Annotated in this window: 21 protein-coding genes; 17 read left to right on the top strand and 4 right to left on the bottom strand. The window is 41.1% G+C overall.

Going from position 1 to position 18,828, the window contains the following annotated elements; genetic code table 11:
* The coding region (locus AC1M9P_RS11035) for a hypothetical protein (RefSeq protein ID WP_481587625.1) at nucleotides 1-453 on the top strand (453 nt) is incomplete at its 5' end.
* A gap of 22 nt (nucleotides 454-475) precedes the next feature.
* Here AC1M9P_RS11035 and AC1M9P_RS11030 read toward each other — a convergent pair.
* Nucleotides 476-1,411, bottom strand: a complete 936-nt coding sequence (locus AC1M9P_RS11030) for an LpxL/LpxP family acyltransferase (RefSeq protein ID WP_481587624.1) — start codon at nucleotides 1,409-1,411, stop codon at nucleotides 476-478.
* A 235-nt stretch (nucleotides 1,412-1,646) separates the two neighbouring features.
* Between AC1M9P_RS11030 and AC1M9P_RS11025 the strand changes: the two genes are divergently transcribed.
* The 5 genes from AC1M9P_RS11025 (at nucleotide 1,647) to AC1M9P_RS11005 (ending at nucleotide 6,160) form a co-directional block, all read left to right on the top strand.
* A complete protein-coding gene (locus AC1M9P_RS11025; protein WP_481587623.1) occupies nucleotides 1,647-2,522 on the top strand; it encodes an urease accessory protein UreD in 876 nt (291 codons plus the stop codon).
* A gap of 96 nt (nucleotides 2,523-2,618) precedes the next feature.
* Nucleotides 2,619-2,921: an urease subunit gamma gene (gene ureA, locus AC1M9P_RS11020; protein WP_035270654.1), complete on the top strand. Its 303-nt coding sequence runs from the start codon at nucleotides 2,619-2,621 to the stop codon at nucleotides 2,919-2,921.
* A gap of 22 nt (nucleotides 2,922-2,943) precedes the next feature.
* Nucleotides 2,944-3,252, top strand: coding sequence for an urease subunit beta (locus AC1M9P_RS11015; protein WP_035270651.1), 309 nt, complete (start codon nucleotides 2,944-2,946; stop codon nucleotides 3,250-3,252).
* 12 nt (nucleotides 3,253-3,264) lie between these two features.
* Nucleotides 3,265-4,965, top strand: a complete 1,701-nt coding sequence (gene ureC, locus AC1M9P_RS11010; RefSeq protein ID WP_481587622.1) for an urease subunit alpha — start codon at nucleotides 3,265-3,267, stop codon at nucleotides 4,963-4,965.
* Between the two features lie 70 nt (nucleotides 4,966-5,035).
* Nucleotides 5,036-6,160, top strand: a complete 1,125-nt coding sequence (locus tag AC1M9P_RS11005) for a hypothetical protein (protein ID WP_481587621.1) — start codon at nucleotides 5,036-5,038, stop codon at nucleotides 6,158-6,160.
* Between the two features lie 7 nt (nucleotides 6,161-6,167).
* Here AC1M9P_RS11005 and AC1M9P_RS11000 read toward each other — a convergent pair whose 3' ends face one another.
* On the bottom strand, nucleotides 6,168-6,629 hold the full coding sequence (locus tag AC1M9P_RS11000) for a nucleotide triphosphate diphosphatase NUDT15 (protein ID WP_481587620.1): 462 nt from the start codon (nucleotides 6,627-6,629) through the stop codon (nucleotides 6,168-6,170).
* Nucleotides 6,630-6,962: 333 nt separating this feature from the next.
* On the opposite strand from AC1M9P_RS11000, the gene AC1M9P_RS10995 reads away from it, so the two are divergent.
* The 10 genes from AC1M9P_RS10995 (at nucleotide 6,963) to AC1M9P_RS10950 (ending at nucleotide 15,306) form a co-directional block, all read left to right on the top strand.
* Entirely contained in the window at nucleotides 6,963-7,847 is an 885-nt protein-coding gene (locus AC1M9P_RS10995; RefSeq protein ID WP_481587619.1) for a SphA family protein, read from the top strand.
* 45 nt (nucleotides 7,848-7,892) lie between these two features.
* The gene (locus AC1M9P_RS10990; protein WP_225530670.1) at nucleotides 7,893-9,227 is read left to right on the top strand and encodes an acetamidase/formamidase family protein; all 1,335 of its coding nucleotides are present in this window, start codon (nucleotides 7,893-7,895) and stop codon (nucleotides 9,225-9,227) included.
* Nucleotides 9,228-9,337: 110 nt separating this feature from the next.
* Complete coding sequence (locus tag AC1M9P_RS10985; RefSeq protein ID WP_481587618.1) at nucleotides 9,338-10,540, top strand: aromatic ring-hydroxylating oxygenase subunit alpha; 1,203 nt, start codon at nucleotides 9,338-9,340, stop codon at nucleotides 10,538-10,540.
* 11 nt (nucleotides 10,541-10,551) lie between these two features.
* Nucleotides 10,552-10,905, top strand: a complete 354-nt coding sequence (locus tag AC1M9P_RS10980; RefSeq protein ID WP_481587617.1) for a hypothetical protein — start codon at nucleotides 10,552-10,554, stop codon at nucleotides 10,903-10,905.
* 13 nt (nucleotides 10,906-10,918) lie between these two features.
* A complete protein-coding gene (locus AC1M9P_RS10975) occupies nucleotides 10,919-11,395 on the top strand; it encodes a nuclear transport factor 2 family protein (RefSeq protein ID WP_481587616.1) in 477 nt (158 codons plus the stop codon).
* Nucleotides 11,396-11,429: 34 nt separating this feature from the next.
* Nucleotides 11,430-12,701, top strand: a complete 1,272-nt coding sequence (locus tag AC1M9P_RS10970) for a styrene monooxygenase/indole monooxygenase family protein (RefSeq protein WP_481587615.1) — start codon at nucleotides 11,430-11,432, stop codon at nucleotides 12,699-12,701.
* The gene (locus AC1M9P_RS10965; protein WP_481587614.1) at nucleotides 12,688-13,212 is read left to right on the top strand and encodes a flavin reductase family protein; all 525 of its coding nucleotides are present in this window, start codon (nucleotides 12,688-12,690) and stop codon (nucleotides 13,210-13,212) included. The genes AC1M9P_RS10970 and AC1M9P_RS10965 overlap by 14 nt, the downstream gene beginning before the upstream one ends.
* A complete protein-coding gene (locus AC1M9P_RS10960; RefSeq protein WP_481587613.1) occupies nucleotides 13,209-13,979 on the top strand; it encodes an SDR family oxidoreductase in 771 nt (256 codons plus the stop codon). Before AC1M9P_RS10965 ends, AC1M9P_RS10960 begins: the two co-directional genes overlap by 4 nt.
* Nucleotides 13,976-14,308: a non-heme iron oxygenase ferredoxin subunit gene (locus tag AC1M9P_RS10955; protein ID WP_168379990.1), complete on the top strand. Its 333-nt coding sequence runs from the start codon at nucleotides 13,976-13,978 to the stop codon at nucleotides 14,306-14,308. The genes AC1M9P_RS10960 and AC1M9P_RS10955 overlap by 4 nt, the downstream gene beginning before the upstream one ends.
* 5 nt (nucleotides 14,309-14,313) lie before the next feature.
* Nucleotides 14,314-15,306, top strand: a complete 993-nt coding sequence (locus AC1M9P_RS10950; RefSeq protein ID WP_481587612.1) for a 2Fe-2S iron-sulfur cluster-binding protein — start codon at nucleotides 14,314-14,316, stop codon at nucleotides 15,304-15,306.
* Between the two features lie 35 nt (nucleotides 15,307-15,341).
* Here the strand turns inward: AC1M9P_RS10950 and AC1M9P_RS10945 are convergent, their stop codons facing one another.
* Together AC1M9P_RS10945 and AC1M9P_RS10940 are read right to left on the bottom strand one after the other, a co-directional pair.
* Nucleotides 15,342-15,989 (bottom strand): response regulator transcription factor, encoded by a 648-nt coding sequence (locus AC1M9P_RS10945; RefSeq protein WP_481587611.1) that lies wholly within the window; start codon nucleotides 15,987-15,989, stop codon nucleotides 15,342-15,344.
* The gene (locus tag AC1M9P_RS10940) at nucleotides 15,980-17,467 is read right to left on the bottom strand and encodes a PAS domain S-box protein (protein WP_481587610.1); all 1,488 of its coding nucleotides are present in this window, start codon (nucleotides 17,465-17,467) and stop codon (nucleotides 15,980-15,982) included. The genes AC1M9P_RS10945 and AC1M9P_RS10940 overlap by 10 nt, the downstream gene beginning before the upstream one ends.
* A gap of 390 nt (nucleotides 17,468-17,857) precedes the next feature.
* On the opposite strand from AC1M9P_RS10940, the gene AC1M9P_RS10935 reads away from it, so the two are divergent.
* Entirely contained in the window at nucleotides 17,858-18,745 is an 888-nt protein-coding gene (locus AC1M9P_RS10935) for a DMT family transporter (RefSeq protein ID WP_481587609.1), read from the top strand.
* Nucleotides 18,746-18,828: the final 83 nt, after the last annotated feature.

Here is an 18,828-nt window from a genome sequence, read left to right as displayed (position 1 = left end):
GAAGCTAAAGAAGCTAAAGAAGCTAAAGAAGCTAAAGAAGCTAAAGAAGCTAAAGAAGCTAAAGAAGCTAAAGAAGCTAAAGAAGCTAAAGCACAGTCTTTTGCTCAAAAAGTAACGCCTGAACCAGCAGCCTATCAATGTTTTGCTGAGCAATGTCCAAGGGTGGATTTAAAAGAGATTCAAATTGATCTCAACGGAAAAGTACCAAAATTTATAACCCCTGTTGCTGTCGGGGAAATTCATGCAAATCAATGGACTCGTTTAGGTACGGAGTTCAATGTAAATTGGACAGATCAGAATCAAAATAAAACTTCAGAAAAGCTGATATTAAATGTCTTGGACATGCAGCATATCACTTTAAAAGATGAGTTAGGTCGTATCAACCGCTATAAGATGGTAGAGGCGAAAAAGCCTGATACTGATAAAAATTCAGATGTATTAGAAACACAATAAAAAAGCGGCTCCGCCGCTTTTTTTAATAAATTTTTTCAAAACCTTCGGGACGTGTTTTAAATCTACGGTGGAACCACATATATTGGGTTGGTGCTAAACGAAGTTGATTTTCAATAATCAAATTTGTTCGTGTCGCGTCTGCAATTTCATCTTCACTTGGCATATTGTCTAATGCAGGTTCAATCAAAATATGATATTTCGGATTTGTAATATCACCTTTACGGTAGAAGTAAAGTGGAATCGCGGCAGCTTTGGTCATTTTTAATATACGGCGATGTGCAGTTACAGTGGCTGCGGGTACACCAAAAAAGGGTGCCATAACACCTTGTTTAAGACCAAAATCTTGGTCGGGACTATACCAAATAGGTCGTCCTTCTTTTAAATGACGGATTAATCCACGCATATCATCATGGTCGATTTGATTGGTATAAATCGTGGCACGACAACGGTAAATCAGCATATCTAGCAATGGATTATTTTGCGGACGATACACGACATCTGGATCAAAATACTGGGCACATACATATCCACCTGCATCGAGTAGGGTAGAGTGTGTACCAAGTAGTAAAGCCCCACGCCCTTCAGCTTGCACTTGTTGAATATGTTCTAAACCTTCAATCGTTACACGATCTTTAAACCATTTGGGACAATACCAAGCATTCAGTGTTTCAAAAACACCGACCATTTGATCAATAAAGACTTGGCGAGCATTTTCATAACGGAGTTCGGGCATCCATTCAGGAAAGCAGACTTCTAAATTTCTTAAAGTTGTTTCACGACGTGAACGCAAGTATTTGAAAGCTACATTTCCCATCAGATACGCTAAACGATGCTGAATTGCCCAAGGTAATATCGCAAGGAGCATCAGAAATATAATACCAATCCAAATGCCCCAATATTTTGGCACTAAGAAAGACCACTGGAACTCTCCCGGTTGGTAGTTTTTCTGTTTACTCATATTCAAACTTGATAACAATTTAAGGTAATTCACTATATTAGCACGAACTGTTTTTTTTCGGCGAAGGCAACAATCGGATTCTTTAGAAAAACGTTCTTAGATTTTTCACATGAATTACTCATCAATATCAACATTAAGTGCCTAAGAACCTTTAACCAAAATTAGCTTGAGCAAACTTGGTGCAATTTTTGCAGAACATTTACTGAAAATGATAGGAATACGAAGATGACCGTGAATGAATCAAGTATTGTTCAATGAGCCAGTCAAAAATGCACAGTATTGGTTTGCTAAATTAGAGTTAGGTTTTACCAAAGATTCAAATCGCACAATTTTGGCGCATCGTAAGCACTTTGGACCTGTTCGCGTGCAAAAGATGCTGTGGCCTGAAAAAACAGGAGTATGTCACGCCATTATTGTTCATCCACCTGCTGGAATTGCTGGTGGAGATCATCTCACCTTTGAAATGAAAATAGATCAGGATTCGCATGCTTTGGTCACCACACCTGGCGCAGGGAAATGGTACAAAACCAATCTTAAACAAGCATTTCAACATATTCATATACATGTCCAAGATGAGGCGATTTTCGAGTGGCTTCCTCAAGAGACGATGCTCTTTAATGGTGCGAATGCAAATTCAGAAACGATCGTACATTTGGACGCTGCTGCCAGTTTTATTGGTTGGGATATGTTGGTGATTGGACGGCAAGCACGACATGAAACCTTCTCGCAGGGTGCTTATCAAAATAAATTTCAGCTTTATCAAAATCAAAAAATATTGGTTGCAGACTGTTTAAATTTTAAAGGTAATGATCGTTGGTTAAAGTCTTGTTTAGGGATGAACGGTCATGCAGTGATGGCCAGTTTTTGGGCAGTGCCTCCAGAACAATACCGGTCAAATTTCTATCTTGATCAACATGTTGATCAAATTCGTGAATTAATCATGCGTATGAATATTAACGTCACATTGACGTTACTCGATTACGTCGTAACCGCACGTTATCTCGGAGATGATGTACGTGAGTGTCATGATGCATTTGCTGCAATTCGTGCAAAGCTTCGTCGTTATTGGTTTGATCTTGATGAAGAGTTCCCAAGAATTTGGCGCACATAAATTTATTCTTGTCATAGCAACATAGTTAAGTTGTTTTAACACAAACATTTGAGCACACATCTTGCATCAATATTTAAAGATAGTGAGGAAAGCATTATGGAACTAACACCTACAGAAAAAGACAAAATGCTGATTTTTACTGCGGGGCTTGTAGCGGAAAGACGCAAGGCCCGTGGTTTAAAGCTGAATTATCCAGAAGCAGTGGCTTATATTTCTGCCGCACTATTAGAAGGTGCACGTGATGGAATGAGTGTGAGTGACCTCATGCATTTTGGAACAACATTGCTAAAACGGGATGAAGTAATGGAAGGCGTGGCTGAAATGATCGCAGAGGTCCAAGTGGAAGCGACATTTCCTGATGGTTCAAAACTGGTCACTGTACATCAACCGATTGTGTGATGTCTGAGAGGAAAAATTAAATATGATTCCAGGTGAAATCATTACGTCCGATACAGACATTGAAATGAATGTCGGACGGGCAACGCTCAAAATGACGGTAGCAAATGCAGGGGATCGACCGATTCAGGTTGGGTCACATTATCACTTTGCTGAAGCGAATGATGCGTTGCAGTTTGATCGTGAGTTAGCACGAGGATATCGACTGAATATTGCGGCAGGTACAGCGGTGCGTTTTGAGCCAGGACAGAGTCGAGATATTGAACTTGTTGCACTCGCAGGTAAGCGTGAGGTGTATGGCTTTGCGGGTCGTGTTATGGGTAAGTTGGATTAAGGGAAAATAATAATGAAAATGTCACGCCGTGCTTATGCGGAAATGTTTGGTCCAACGGTAGGTGATCGAGTTCGTCTCGCGGATACTGAGCTGTTTATTGAAGTCGAGCAAGACCTCACTACCTATGGTGAGGAAGTGAAGTTTGGCGGTGGTAAAGTGATTCGTGATGGCATGGGACAATCACAACTGTTGGCTGAAGATGTTGCGGATACGGTCATTACCAATGCGCTGATTGTGGATTGGTGGGGTATTGTCAAAGCTGATGTCGGTTTAAAGAGCGGTCGCATTTGGAAAATTGGGAAAGCGGGAAATCCAGATATTCAGCCCGATATCACCATTCCACTTGGTGCAGCGACGGAAGTGATCGCTGGTGAAGGACAGATTCTCACCGCAGGCGGTGTCGATACGCATATTCATTGGATTTGCCCGCAGCAAGTTGAAACCGCACTGATGTCCGGTGTGACCACCATGATTGGTGGTGGTACAGGCCCTGCGGCAGGGACTTCTGCAACAACAGTGACACCGGGGCCTTGGCATATTGGGACAATGCTTCAAGCCATAGATGATTTACCGATGAATATTGGTCTACTCGGTAAGGGAAACCTAAGTCAGCCCGACCCAATTCGTGAGCAAATTCGTGCAGGGGTAGTAGGTTTAAAGCTACATGAAGATTGGGGTTCAACCCCTGCAGCGATTGATACGTGTCTGACCGTTGCCGATGAGTTTGATGTCCAAGTGGCGATTCATACCGATACCTTAAATGAAAGTGGTTTCTTGGAAGAAACCCTCGCTGCATTTAAAAATCGTACCATTCACACCTACCATACCGAAGGAGCAGGCGGTGGACATGCCCCTGATATTTTAAAAGCCATTGGTCAGCCGAATGTGTTGCCATCTTCCACCAATCCAACTCGTCCTTATACCATCAATACCATTGATGAGCATTTGGATATGCTGATGGTTTGTCACCATTTAGACCCTGCGATTTCTGAAGATGTGGCTTTTGCGGAAAGTCGTATTCGCCGTGAAACCATTGCTGCAGAAGATATTTTGCAGGACTTAGGTGCCATTGCCATGATGTCATCAGACTCGCAAGCGATGGGGCGTGTCGGTGAAGTGGTGATTCGTACGTGGCAAACCGCGCATAAAATGAAAGTGCAGCGTGGACCTTTAGAGGGTGACAATGCGACACATGATAATAATCGTGTAAAACGTTATATCGCTAAATATACAATTAACCCTGCAATTACGCATGGTTTAAGCCATGAAATTGGTTCGGTGGAAGTAGGTAAACTTGCTGACTTGGTACTGTGGAAGCCTGCATTTTTTGGGGTAAAACCGTCGATGATTATTAAAGGTGGCATGATTGCAGCTGCGCCGATGGGAGATATTAACGCTTCGATTCCAACACCACAGCCTGTGCATTATCGTCCGATGTTTGGGGCAAATGCGCGCGGTGTGCATAACACCTGTATTACGTTCTTGTCACAAGTCGCGATTGAAGCAGGCGTGCATGAAAAATTGGGTCTGAAAAAGTTGATCAGTCCATGTAAAGGTACACGCGATATTCAGAAGAAAGATATGAAACTGAATACCTACTGTCCTGTGATGGAGGTTGATCCTGAAATTTATGAAGTGCGAGCAGATGGGAACTTGCTGACTTGTGAGCCTGCGGAAGTATTACCGATGGCGCAAAGGTATTTCTTATTTTAATTCTGGAAGCCCCATTTCAGGGGCTTTTTATTTATAATAAAATTATATACATATATAAAAAGAGGGTGGTATGGGCTTTTCTTTTCTTTCTGATGAGTCAAAAAAAACACTAAATAAGTTATTCGAAGTATCCCAAGGGAAACTAAAGTGGGAAGAGGAAGAATTGAAGAGATGGGCACATAGTGTTAGATCATTAAAGAGTTTTTTCTCAGAAGAGAATTTAATTTACCTTGAAGAGAATCTAAATGAAACTAAGAAGTGGAATGCATTTGATTTAAGTCAGCTAAGCGAAAACATAATCTCAGATGATCTAGCATTTTTAAAATATGGAGCGTTGACTTTATTTGTATATTTAAAAGAATGGGAATTTAGACGTGGAATTAAAGAAAATGAACAAGAGAATCCTATAGTAAGAAATTTTTATAACTTTATTTATACTGAAAAAAATCAAAAATATTTAGAATTCAAAACACATTATGATTTTGTGGATGAGCTTCCTTTTATTATTTGTGGAGAAATTTACAGCAACTCTAAATTAAATGAAATTAGAAAATTTTTAGAAGAAAAAGATTTTAGTGACTATAAGGCTTTGATTAAAGAATCAGAGAAGGCATCTGATTTGATCAGCGGTTGGAATTCAACATTTGATGTGAAAATTTATGAAGTCAAAGAATTAGAAAAAAAGTTAGAAAGTTATAAGACAACTTATGATTTTGTTCTTTTAAATGAAGGTTTTAAGAATCTTTATGATCAAAAGAAAGACGATTTAAAAAATCCAGAGAGTAACTATAAGTGGCTGTTCAGATTTATTTTGGCTATACCAGTTTTGGAAATTATTTTTTTTGGGTGGTTGATTGCCAATCAAATAGAAATAAATAGTGTAGCAATATGGTATATGGTTGTACCTTCAATTTCACTGATCTTATTTTTGTTCTATTTCTATAGAATTAACTTGCAAGAAATTCGTTCAATCAAGTCTCAGATGATGCAACTTGAACTCAGAATGGCATTGTGTCAGTTTATTCAAAACTATGCAGATGATTCAGAAAAATTGCATAAGAAAAATGAAAAGGGTTTTGAGAAATTTGAGAATATTATCTTCTCACCGCTTGTTTCTTCAGATGACAAGATTCCAACCACTTTTGATGGTATGGAGCAATTGGCGAAATTAGTAAGTGAATTTAGGAAGTCTTAGTGTTGGATTAGTTTGAGTAAACAGCCCATCTTTTTTCCTGAGACTGATTTAAAAAATGTCTAATCATGACTTCAGTTTCAGGAAAAAGTGGTTGTGGAAGCTCATCAAAACTAAACCATTCCCAACGCTCAAAAATCTCAGGTTCTGTCATGCAAATTTGAGTTTTTAAACGTTCATCTAAAAGTTGATAAATCGTTCCGAACGTAACTTTTACTGCCTCAGAATCTTGATCAATGATCGTATTTAAGGGTTGAATAGACTCAATATATTGACTCAGATCTAAAGCAGTTTCCTCTAACAATTCGCGTACTGCAGCATCTTCAACTGATTCATGCGCATCCATTTTTCCACCCGGAAAACACCATGAGGCAGGTTCATCAATTTTGTTTCTATAACCCAATAGAACTTTTTGACGTTGATCAATCAACATGATGCCCACGCCGATGATGGAGTTGCTTTTAATATTCATGATTGTGCACATCTAGCTGCTCTGTGTTCTAAAAAGTACAACAGCGATATGACAACGCTAACTTTCAAATGTTTCAAAACATGTAATTTAAATAAAAAATCATTCACATTTATAGGGGATTTTACCTATCACTATAGTGAAGAAAACCTATTTTATTTCTCTAAAACCTCTATACCAGTGAGAAAAAGTCAATATTTCTACAAGATAATCCCTTAATTCAACATAGATTCATCCTTATATTTCCCTGCCTCCTTTCAAGACTAGATTAAGACATGCGCTAGACGATTTAGAACATCGCCAGCAAGGAATTTAGCAACGAGGGGGATGCGGTAAATGGTAAGGAAATATCTAACTTCTGTGGCATTGACCATATGTCTTTTCAGTAGTGCAAGTTTAGCGCTTGCCGCTGAAAATGGCGGAAGTGCTTATCCTGATGGGACAGAGAGTTTTTTTGGTGGAGCAATGCCGCCACCTGGGATGTATCTCGTCAGTTATAACCAATACTACAACGCAGATAAATTTAAAAATGATCATCCAGTATTTGATGATTTTAAAATTGATACTTTTGCCACAGTTGCTCGTGGTGTCTATGTCAGTGACAAAACATTTTTAGGCGCGACATGGGGCATGCATGCATTCCTTGTATATGCACATGCAGATCTTACATTAGGTGGTCGTCAAGATGATCACATGTCAATGGGTGATCTCATTATCGATCCATTCTTATTGGGTTGGCGTAAAGGGGATTGGCATGTGGCTACAGGTATCGACTTTTATATTCCAGTTGGCTCTTACAACAAAAATAGACTCGCGAATATTGGACGTAACTATTACACCATTCAACCAATTATCTCGACCACATACTTAAATAAACAAGGTATCGAAGTCAGTACAAAGTGGATGTACGACATCAATTTCGAGAATAAGGATACCAAATATGAATCGGGCAACGCTTTGCATGTCGATTACTTAGTTGCGAAACACATGGGACCTTTGGCAGTTGGTGTTGGTGGTTACGTACATCGTCAGCTTGAAGGTGACTCAGGTGAAGGTGCTGTTTTAGGTGATTTTAAAGCTAAAGCAGCCAGCATAGGTCCGCAAGTTCGCTATCAATTTCCTAAAGGATATGCAATCGCAGCGAAATATCAAAAAGAATTTGATGTTGAAAACCGACCAGAAGGTCAGAAGTTCGCAATAGATATCACCATCCCATTTTAAAACATTGTTACCTAAACATTAGAGCAAGCATATAGAGGTAAGGCCATGAAAATTGAGAATCAAGAATATGCAGCAGGCAGTGCTGGAGCTGTCGATTATTTAGTGGTGAATGAGTTTTCAGGCGGTATTGTGGGACCAAGCCAACGTATGCTGGGACCTTTAAAAAATGGTGGAACGTTAAAAACAGGCACACCGCCTGGCTGTTGGGGTCCAATGATTACACCTGCATTCCAAGGTGGTCATGAAGTGACACTCCCTGTCTTTATTGAAGGTGCAGAGGTGGGTGATGCTGTCGCTTTAAAGATTAAGGATATGCATGTCACTTCTACAGCAACCTCATCGGGTGTGATGCAATTTGTTGAAGGGCGTTATAAAGGCGATCCGTTTGTTGCGAAATACTGTGAAGCATGTGGTACAGAGCAACCGGCAAGTTATGTAGAAGGAATTGGTGAAGATGCGATTCACTGTAAAAACTGTGGTGCAGAAGTCAGTGCTTTTCGCTTTTCACATGGTTATGTGATTGTGTTGGATGAAGAAAACAAAGTGAGCTTGACGGTCAATCAAGAGATTGCCAACAAGTTAGCAGGCAATGCCAATGAGCTTTCTGCACTGCCTGAACATGCAGCGCAACATTCAATCTTGTCGCTTGCACGTGCTGATATGCCTGGGGTTGCTGCGCATATGCGTCCATTCCTCGGAAATATTGGTACGACACCTTCACGTGACTTACCAGACTCTCACAACTGCCACGACTTTGGTCAGTATTTGATTGATGCACCGCATAAATTCGGAATGACTGAAGAAGAACTTATCGCAGCCAAAACAGACGGTCACATGGATACCAATTCGATTCGTCCAGGCTGTATTTTGATTTGTCCTGTGAAAGTACCAGGTGCAGGTGTCTACATGGGAGATATGCATGCGCAACAAGGTAATGGTGAAATTGCAGGACATGCCACGGACGTTTCAGGCGAAACAGAATTACAAGTGGAAGTGATTAAAGGCTTAACCATTGATGGTCCAATTTTGCTTCAAGCACCAGATGACTTACCACCAATGGCACGTCCATTTACCAAGGAAGAGCGTGAAAAAGTGAAAGCTTTAGGTGCACGTTGGGGACAAACTGAAATTGAGGAAAGTGGTCCAATCACATTTATGGGAACAGGTAAGAACCTCAATGATGCAACGGACAATGCTTTAAATCGAGCGGCAAAAGTCACAGGTTTAAGTGTGGATGAGGTTATGAACCGTTGCACCATCACAGGCTCTATCGAAATCAGCCGTTTACCAGGAATGGTACGTGCAACCTTCTTATGCCCAATGCCAATTTTAGAAAAATTGGGGATCGCAAACTTAGTTCGCGAACATTACCAACTTTAATTCATCACGTGAACGGCGGTTGATTCAGATGATTCAAACGCTGTTCGCAAATAAGCATGAAATTTACTGAACTTAAAACTTAGAAACGAGAACTTGAACAGGAATGTCATATGAACAGTAATGCAAAACTCCGTTGGGGCGATTTATATCCAGAACTTGGTATTGAGCCGATTCCAACCGAACCATGTATTTCGCCAGAGATCTATCAAGAGGAAATTGAAAAAGTTTTCTCAAAAGTTTGGCTGAAAGTGGGGCGTGTAGAAGAAATACCAAAGAAAGGCGACTACAAAGTTAAACGCTTAGATTTTGCTAAAACCTCAGTCATTTTAATGCACGGTAAAGATGGTGAAATTCGTGGATTTCATAATATTTGTTCACACCGTGGCAATAAAGTTGTGGTGGAGACTGGCAATGAAACTTTTGGTTCAAATAAAGCTGCAGTCGTGACTTGCCGTTTCCATGGCTGGGTTTACGATGCTAAAGGTGATTTGGTTAGTGTACCTGAAGAAGAAAAATTCACTTCTTGTTTTGATAAAGGTCATAACGGTCTTGCACCTATTCGTACCCAAGTTTGGGAAGGTTTTATTTTCATCAATTTGGATAATGATGGCACTCAATCGGTAGAAGAATTCTTAGGTGGTATGGGACAGCATTTAGGCGGTTATCCATTCCATGAAATGGAAGAATGCTTTGCCTATAACACAGTTCTGAACTGTAACTGGAAAGTCGCTCATGACGCATTTGCTGAAGCGTATCACGTGGCGACCATTCATGCAGGCTCTTTCCCGAATGTATTCGCATCAGGTTTACAAGAAGTGCAATTGTTTGGTGATCATCGTACTTGCGCTGTGTGCTTAACCAAAAATGCCAATCCAAAACCAGCGGCTGCATTGTCAGGTGAGATCACTGGCGCATCATTGGTGAATCACTATGAACGTGTTCAGCTACCTAAATCAGTCAATCCAAATGATCGTGATGACTTCTCGTTTGAATTATCTGTCATTTTCCCGAATATCTTGGTGCATGTGACTGAAGGTGTATGGTTCACCCATCAGTTCTGGCCGGTCGGTCATAACCAAACCCGTTGGGAGGGTCGCTATTACCTGCCTAAAGCGAAAACCTATTCAGAGCGTTGGGCGCAAGAGTTTGCACAAGTATTACAACGTAATGCGTGGTTAGAAGATACTGCCACCATGGAAGATACCCAAGAAGCACTTGAGTCTCGAGCGAAAAAAGTGATGCATCTACAAGACGAAGAAATCCTGATTCGTCACGGTTACCACGTTCTTGAACAATACCTGAATCGCGCATAAGGAGAATGCACATGTCAAACATCATTTCACAATTGCCAGCTGACTTTTCAAGCTTAGAACCTTATGTCGCGAAATGGGCTTTAGGGACATCGAAACAACGTCATGCAGCACGCTTAAATTCGACTACAGCTGAATTGCAAGCTTTTTACGATGCTATTTTGCCTGAAATGCGCAAGCTCCTTGCAGCACTTGACCAATACGCTTTAGGTACCTTGCCAGAAGAGCTGCACAAGTTGTACTGGTTAAGCCTGAGTTTTGCCGAAGTTGCTCCACATATTGAACTTTATAAAGGTTCAGTAGGTGTGCCATACGCCTTTGAAGAAAAGCGTTTCGTTTATGAAACTGGTGATGTAGTTAACGTTTAAAAGGATCTCGGAGATGAGCCAGCACAATCTAGAACAGCGTTTGCACTATCTGGAGACCTGCGAGGCGATTCGTAGCCTGATCGGTCGTTATGCAACAGCGGCTGATCAGCGCAACAATTCAGCCATTTTACAGCATGTATTTCATGAGGATGCCATATGGTGTGCAAATGGTTTTGGAGAATATCAAGGACGCCAAAATATCTTGAATGCATTGTCAGAGATTGCAGAAGCACAAGTGCTTTGGAGCTTACATATCATGGCGATGCCAGATATTGAAGTCATTGATCAAAATCATGCAAACGCGTCATGGATGCTTTGGGAAGTCTGTAATCTGGCAGATTCATCAACACAACAAAACCAACCAACAACCTGTTGTTTAGGTGGTTTTTATAAAACGGAAGTACGTCGGAATCAATGGGGTGAATGGAAATTTGATCGTGTCGAACTGAATCTGACCTTCAATCAACCTTATCCGAACACAGCAATATAGGCACTGTATCAGTACGGCCTAAGGGGAATTCAAGATGAGAAAAATCGCAATTATCGGTGGTGGACAAGCAGGCTTATTACTGGCGTTCTCGCTACTCGAAAATAAATATGATGTCACTTTATATGTAGATCGCCCTGCGGATGAATTGTTACACGGTCGTATGGTCAGTACCACGATGTTCTTCGCCAATACATTAGAGTTTGAACGCAAACTTGGTTTGAATTTCTGGGATGGTAAAGCCCATCATGGTCAAGCCATTCATGTAGATTTCCGTGGTCCAGATGGTTCAATTGCATTGCCACTTACAGGATTCTTGCATCAGAACAAAGGTATCGCGATGGATCAGCGAACCAAGTATCACCGTTGGTTAGAAGAATATCCACGCCGTGGTGGCAAGCTCATCATTCAAAATGTCAGTCCAGAAGATTTGGAAGTAATCACTGCTGAAAATGATCTGACGATTTTGGCGGCAGGTAAGGGCAATATCACGAGCCTATTCAAACGCAATGAAACACGTTCAGTGCATCAAACACCGCCACGTAAATTGGCTGCTGCACTCGTCGTAGGTGATGATTTGTGTGGTCCAAATAGTTGGCAAGGTCAACCCTCACAGACCTTACATTTCAACTTCGTGGCAGGTGCAGGTGAATACTTCAGCATGCCATTCTACAGCCATACGCATGGGCCATGTCGTAGCTTCCTTTTTGAGTGTGTGCCGAATGGACCCATGGATATCTTTGATGATGTCACCAGTGGCGAAGAAATGCTGCAACGCATGAAAGAAGCAGTTGCCAAAGTTACGCCTGACCAAAGTTTCCGTATGGTCGACAATATGGAATTAAGCGATCCAAATGCATGGTTGAAAGGTGCATTCCGTCCAGAAGTCCGTGACCCTGTTGCAACCTTAGACAACGGCGCGAAAATCTGGGGCATTGGGGATACTGTGATTGTGAACGATCCAATTGCGGGTCAAGGTGCGAACAATGCAACACGAATGGTTGAACATTATCTAGATGCTATTTTAGCGCGTGGTGATCAAGCATTTACTGCCGATTGGATGACGGAAGTCTTTGAAAAATTCTGGGAGAAATCAGGTCGATTTACCACAGAATTCACTAACTTGCTGTTAAATCCACCAAGTGAGAGCTTATTACAAGTATTAGCTGCAGCATCACAAAACCAAGCGATTGCAGATGACTTTATGGGGCATTTCAACAATCCATGTGGTTTCTGGCCAGCGGTAGATGGTGAAGCTGGGGCAAAAGAATACTTGTCACGTAAGGAGTTTCAACATGCAGCTGCCTGAATTACTTTGGCAGGATGTTGATCTGGCGGAAGCAAAATCGCTCCGTCAGGCATTTGGTGGCTTTGCGACAGGAGTGGCAATCGTCACTTGCTTAGACCAAGATCAACAACCTGTAGGGTTGACGATTAATTCCTTTAGTTCAGTGTCTTTAGATCCTGCATTGGTGTTATGGAGTTTAGTCAATCATTCTCCAAGCCGATCTATTTTTGAAAGTGCTGAATACTTCGCCATTAATATTTTAGGTGCACATCAGCAGGAAGTAGGTTTGAACTTCGCTAAGCCAATAGCAGATAAATTTCAGTATGGTACGTGGAATATTCAAGCTTCAAAAGCTCCTGTTTTAGAAGATTGTGTAGTGCAATTTATTTGTAAAAGAGCTCAACAAATTGAAGCAGGTGATCATCAAATTTTCTTAGGAAAAATTGAGCAATGTCGTCACAGTAATCAACGCCCACTGTTGTTTTGCAAAGGTCAATTTAATGAATGGCCTGAGTATAAGGAGGTTTCATGACAGACTTAAATGGCAAAGTGGTACTGGTGACAGGTGGTGCAACGCATATTGGTCAAGCCGTGGTGCAAGAATTAAAAAGCTTAGGCGCACAGGTCATTATTGCCGATATTAATCAAACTCAAGGACAGCAAGTTGCACAATCAACCCAAGCTCGGTACGAATTTCTAGATCTCGCTAATGATGAAAGTATTCGTACCTTAAGTGGAAAACTCACTCAGTTAGACGTCTTGGTTAACCTAGCGTGTTTGTATGAAGATCATGGATCTGAATCTACACGTCAAGATTGGCAAAATACTTTTAATGTGACCGTGTTTGGTCATGCAGCACTGGTCCAGGCATGTCGACCTTTGCTGCAGGCCAGCGTTGATGGTGCAGTAATTAATATCAGCAGCGTAAGCGCACGTATTGCACAAAAAGAACGCTGGGTCTATCCAGCATCTAAAGCAACTTTAGAACAACTCACACAAAGCATGGCGCTTGATCTAGCGCAAGATGGTATTCGTGTACATGCACTCTCATTAGGTTGGACTTGGTCAGTACCAATGCAAATGATCTCTGGCGGAGACCGTACCAAGACGGACCGCGTGGCAGGACGTTTCCATGTGTTAGGGCGTATTGCGGATGCAGAGGAAGTCGCACAAGCATTAAGTTTGTTGTGTAGCCCGAAAGCAAAATTACTGACAGGCAGTGTGATTCATGCCGATGGTGGTTATCACATTCTAGGTCCTGAAGCCACAGATTCGCCCATAGAGGAGTTAAGCCAATGAACATTAAAATGACCAATGTTGCTGAGAAATTTTTGTGTTCAACCTCTGATGTGGAACAGGGTGAGGGACTACAAGTCATCATTGACGGTTATCCGCCATTGGCAGTATTTCACTTAGAAGATGGCGAGTTCTATGTCACCGATGATACCTGTACACATGGTGATGCATCATTGGCAGATGGTGAAATTGATGGCTGTGAAGTGGAGTGCCCATTTCATGCAGGTGCATTCGATATCAAAACAGGTGAACCTTGTGGGGCGCCATGTACGATTCCACTGAAAACCTATCAATCCATCGTGCGTGAAGACAAAGTCTATTTGGTGGAGTGATGCCGATGTATAAAATTCAAATCGAAGGTCAGGGCACATTCAACTGCGCAGCGGATGATGTATTGCTCCGTGGTGGCTTACGTGAAGGGTTAGGCATTCCTTACGAATGTAATGCGGGTGGTTGCGGAACGTGTAAAATCGATGTCCTGTCAGGAGAAGTGGAAAATTTATGGGCAGATGCACCTGGATTAAGCGATCGTGATAAACGTAAAGGTCGGTTACTGGCGTGTCAATGTCGTCCTAAATCGGATTGCGTGATTAAGCTTCGTTTAGATGAAAAATGCGTACCCAAAGTGATTCCAAAAGTACAAAAAGTGAAGCTTAAACATGTGCAATTGGTGACTCATGATATTTTGGAAGTGCATTTGCAATCCGATGAACCTGCACAATTTATCCCAGGACAATATGCCTTAGTTTGGGTGAATCAAGAGTTACTTCGTGCCTATTCGATGTCCAATCTGCCGAATGACGACGGTTTATGGGTCTTCCAAATCCGCCGTGTTCCTGATGGTAAGATGACCAATGTACTGTTTGATGAACAGTTGCGTGAACAAGCAGAAATACAAATTGATGGTCCATACGGTTTAGCACATTTACAAGAACAACCTCGTCCGATTGTCTGTGTGGCAGGCGGTTCAGGTCTTGCCCCCATGTTAGCGATTGCACGTGGTGTTGCAGTCAATACACATTTGAAAAATCACAAAGTCTGGTTTTTCCATGGTGGACGTGAACAGCGTGATTTGTTCACTGAAAATCAATTACGTGACTGGACAGAATTAGGGGAACGCCTCAATTATGTACCTGCAACCTCCTCTGAATTCATTGAAGGTATCCGTTCAGGCTTTATTCATGATGTCATTCAAGATGTATTAGGTGAACAATTGATTGAGCATGAAATCTATTGTGCAGGTCCACCACCGATGGTGAAATCAATTGAACAAATGGCTCACCAAGCTGGTATTCCACAACAACAAATTCATTTTGATCGTTTTTTTTAATCGAACATATCATCTTTCTCCCGCTCAGGCGATGGTTAACCCATCGCCGGTACTGAGCGATCACGACACATCAAGACCATATTGACGATCTGTGCGATAGATTCAGTTCCTAACTTCTGACGAATATGAGTGCGGTGAATTTCTACTGTTTTATGGCTGATATTCAACATTTGTGCGATATGTTTACTCGAAAGTCCATCGACCAATAAATTTATAATCTCACTTTCTCTTGGTGATAAAGATTTCAATTTAATCATCTGTTCTTGACGTTTTTCTTCTTCAATAAAGTCTTGTTCAGCAAGTTGCAGACAGGCTTGGATTTGATTAAGCATATGTTGTGGATTAAAAGGTTTTTCTAAAAAATCAAATGCCCCAGCTTTCATCGCATTGACCGACATTGGAATGTCGCCGTGGCCAGTCATGAAAATGATCGGCATACGGGTTTTTTGTTGGTTCAATTGTTGTTGTAATTGCAAGCCACTCATTCCTCGCATACGAATGTCAAGAATCAAACATGCAGGCGTTTGCGGGCGCTGATAATTCAGGAATTCAGTAGCACTATTGAATGTTTTGGTTTCGAGTTGCACGGAATCGAGCAACCATGTGAGTGAATTACAAATGTCTTGATCATCATCTATCACATATACAATGGGCTCGGGAACATGAGAATTGGTTAAATACATTTTGTACGCTCCTGTGCTGCCAGAGAGATATTAAAAATAGCGCCGGACTCACCTTCACAGACCCATAAATAACCATGATGGTTTTCAATGATGCTTCGAGACAGAGTTAAGCCAATACCCATGCTGTTGTTTTTACTTGAATAGAAAGATTCAAAAATTTGTTCTGGATTTTGCCCTTCGAGTCCAGGCCCATTATCGGCAATTGCAATTCGAGCATGTTGGTTATGTTGCCAAGTGCGGATATAAATGTCCCTTTCACCCTCAGGGTTAGTTTGTAGAGCATCGACCGCATTGAAGACGAGATTGATAATGACTTGGCTAAAGAGCGTTTCATCTGCTGATATAAAAATAGGCGAAACACTTAATTCATAATGGATGGTACATCCACCTTGATCTGCTTTAAGCTTAATCAAAGGATGTAACTCTTGAATAAGATGACTCACAGAATTAATCTGGAAATTCGCTTCGCCTTTACGTAAAAAGCTTCTCATGCTGTGAATAATGCCATTGACGCGATGTGTTTGATTTAAAGCAGCATTGAGGGCATCAAGAGTCTCTTGTGTGTTGGCTAAACCGTTTTGAATGCGAATAATACTACCTCCAACGTAATTGTTGAGTGCAGCCAGTGGTTGATTTAATTCGTGGGCGAGCGCTGTAGCCAGTTCGCCCATCGTTTTGCAACGTGACATATGACCAAGTTGCTTTTCACGAGCACGTGCTTTTTCTTCAGCCTCAATACGCTCAGTGATATCACGATAATTCACCAATATTCCCTGAATATCAGGGTGATCTAATAAGTTACGATAGGTTGCCTCGTGGTGTCGCCATTTTCCATTGTGGTGCAAGATTTTGTAATGAATCACACCAACTGCATGTTGTTCTGTTTTCTTAAATAGAAGCTGTCTGACTTTAATACGATCATCAGGATGAATTGCAGTTAACACATTCTTATTGAGTACAAAGCGATCCCGATAACCAAGAATACCTTGTAATGATGGGCTGGCATAAAGTAGTTTGCCTTGTAAGTCGAGAATAGCAATTCCATCTCCAGAATGCTCAAGCAGCATTTTGAAATATTGATCTTTAGACTGTAGAGCATATTGATACTTTTTGATTTCGCTGATGTTACGTACTAGAGCGAGAAGCTTTGGTTTATTTTCAATCTCAACTTTTTTAAGACATACTTCAACTGGAATATGACGTTGGTCTTGAGACTCTATTAACCATTCAAATGTGATTGCTTCGTCTTTTGTAGTGGCGGCCTGTTGAACTTTTCGGAGTGCATGATGCAAATCAAAACCATGTTGAAAAGCACTGATCTTTTCAACGTTCATTTGTGTCAATTCAGATTTACTATATCCAGTAAGTTCTACAGCGGCTTCATTGGCATCCATAAATTGGACACTGCCAATATCATGTACAAAAATTGCATCGCCCGCTTTATCAAAAATAGTTTGATAATATTGTAAGCTGGTCATTGTAGGTCCTTACCTGAGATGGCTTCCGGCTATCGGGTATAGGGTGAAATATCGTCACTGATAAATCATTTTTTTTATAAGTAAATACTGCATTAAGGGGCAGCATCTTGCAATTAGACTTAGGGTCTAATTACATACTTTTAACATATAAAAATATTCATGTGAAAAATTTATCAGTGATCAATGTTATGCAATTTAGATACCATGTTATTTCAACTGATTTAGGTGACAGTTACACGAGGAATGTTAGCTCAAAAAATATCATCTTTTTATCTAACGAATAAAATCAAACTTTATGCTATCTACATACAATCCTTTTTTGATTAGTCATTACACTGGATGAGGCATAGAATAAAACCCGTCAGTCCTACTCATTAAAGTGATATTTTTATGGCGTTCAGTTGGATTCTCTTTACCCTCATGGCTGCTTTTATGCAGGCTTGGCGCAATGCCTTTCAAAAACAATTGAGTACCACTGTCGATGTATGGGGCGTCACCCTTGCACGCTTTATCTTCGCCTTGCCTTTTGCATTGATTTATTTGAGTAGCCTTTATCACTTCTCACCTGTAACAGCGACTGTTCAATTTACGACAAAATATTGGGTTTATATTTTTATCGCAGGCATTAGCCAAATTTTAGCCACTGCATTGATGGTGCAGTTATTTAAACAAAAAAACTATGCCATTGGCGTGGGACTGGCTAAAAGTGAAGCGATCTTAGCTGCAATCATTGGTGTTGCTTTTCTCTCTGATCATTTGTCATGGTTGGCATGGTTTGGTGTCTTGCTAGGCGCTTTTGCGGTGTTTCTGTTGAGTCGGGGACATGGTTTTACTGGATTTTCATCCAAAACACTGATGATTGGCATCGGAAGTGGTTTGTGTTTTGCTATCACTTCACTATTGGTCAGAGAGGCCAGTCTTGAACTAACAATGTTGCCAACAATTCATCGCGCTGCATGGGTATTACTGTCGGTGATTGGCTTTCAATGCTTGAGTATGCTTTTGTATCTGAGCTTATTCAGTCGTCAAACGCTGCTGGCGATGTGGCAACGTCTAGGGCTGACCTTTAAAGTCAGTGTATGTAGTTCTATGGCATCTCTCGGATGGTTTACTGCCATGAGTATGATGAGTGTACCAGTGGTGAAAACACTCGGTCAGATTGAGATTTTGTTTAGTTTGTTGATCTCCGCTTATTTCTTTAAAGAAAAGTTAGCGAAAGCCGAACATTGGGGATTAGCCTTAGTTGTAATTGCAGCAATCTTGGTGATCTGGGCTTAAATATTTTTAGAGATCATCAAATATTATTTAATAAGAAAGAAGGGGATGCACCAATAGATTTCATGTTGGCATGAATAATGCTT

Source organism: Acinetobacter sp. 25-47-122 (assembly GCF_056779695.1).
Note: the sequence above shows the minus strand (reverse complement) of the source record. Positions and strands in the feature narration are given on the sequence as shown.

Excerpts from the sequence above, each read along its gene's own strand:
- AC1M9P_RS11005 (WP_481587621.1), top strand. The coding sequence starts at position 5,036 with ATGGGCTTTTCTTTTCTTTCTGATGAGTCAAAAAAAACACTAAATAAG.
- AC1M9P_RS11000 (WP_481587620.1), bottom strand. The coding sequence starts at position 6,629 with ATGAATATTAAAAGCAACTCCATCATCGGCGTGGGCATCATGTTGATT.
- ureC (WP_481587622.1), top strand. The coding sequence starts at position 3,265 with ATGAAAATGTCACGCCGTGCTTATGCGGAAATGTTTGGTCCAACGGTA.
- AC1M9P_RS10990 (WP_225530670.1), top strand. The coding sequence starts at position 7,893 with ATGAAAATTGAGAATCAAGAATATGCAGCAGGCAGTGCTGGAGCTGTC.
- AC1M9P_RS10940 (WP_481587610.1), bottom strand. The coding sequence starts at position 17,467 with ATGACCAGCTTACAATATTATCAAACTATTTTTGATAAAGCGGGCGAT.
- AC1M9P_RS10985 (WP_481587618.1), top strand. The coding sequence starts at position 9,338 with ATGAACAGTAATGCAAAACTCCGTTGGGGCGATTTATATCCAGAACTT.
- AC1M9P_RS10935 (WP_481587609.1), top strand. The coding sequence starts at position 17,858 with ATGGCGTTCAGTTGGATTCTCTTTACCCTCATGGCTGCTTTTATGCAG.
- AC1M9P_RS11030 (WP_481587624.1), bottom strand. The coding sequence starts at position 1,411 with ATGAGTAAACAGAAAAACTACCAACCGGGAGAGTTCCAGTGGTCTTTC.
- AC1M9P_RS11025 (WP_481587623.1), top strand. The coding sequence starts at position 1,647 with ATGAATCAAGTATTGTTCAATGAGCCAGTCAAAAATGCACAGTATTGG.
- AC1M9P_RS10960 (WP_481587613.1), top strand. The coding sequence starts at position 13,209 with ATGACAGACTTAAATGGCAAAGTGGTACTGGTGACAGGTGGTGCAACG.
- AC1M9P_RS11015 (WP_035270651.1), top strand. The coding sequence starts at position 2,944 with ATGATTCCAGGTGAAATCATTACGTCCGATACAGACATTGAAATGAAT.
- AC1M9P_RS10975 (WP_481587616.1), top strand. The coding sequence starts at position 10,919 with ATGAGCCAGCACAATCTAGAACAGCGTTTGCACTATCTGGAGACCTGC.
- AC1M9P_RS10945 (WP_481587611.1), bottom strand. The coding sequence starts at position 15,989 with ATGTATTTAACCAATTCTCATGTTCCCGAGCCCATTGTATATGTGATA.
- AC1M9P_RS10970 (WP_481587615.1), top strand. The coding sequence starts at position 11,430 with ATGAGAAAAATCGCAATTATCGGTGGTGGACAAGCAGGCTTATTACTG.
- AC1M9P_RS10965 (WP_481587614.1), top strand. The coding sequence starts at position 12,688 with ATGCAGCTGCCTGAATTACTTTGGCAGGATGTTGATCTGGCGGAAGCA.
- AC1M9P_RS10950 (WP_481587612.1), top strand. The coding sequence starts at position 14,314 with ATGTATAAAATTCAAATCGAAGGTCAGGGCACATTCAACTGCGCAGCG.
- AC1M9P_RS10995 (WP_481587619.1), top strand. The coding sequence starts at position 6,963 with ATGGTAAGGAAATATCTAACTTCTGTGGCATTGACCATATGTCTTTTC.
- ureA (WP_035270654.1), top strand. The coding sequence starts at position 2,619 with ATGGAACTAACACCTACAGAAAAAGACAAAATGCTGATTTTTACTGCG.
- AC1M9P_RS10955 (WP_168379990.1), top strand. The coding sequence starts at position 13,976 with ATGAACATTAAAATGACCAATGTTGCTGAGAAATTTTTGTGTTCAACC.
- AC1M9P_RS10980 (WP_481587617.1), top strand. The coding sequence starts at position 10,552 with ATGTCAAACATCATTTCACAATTGCCAGCTGACTTTTCAAGCTTAGAA.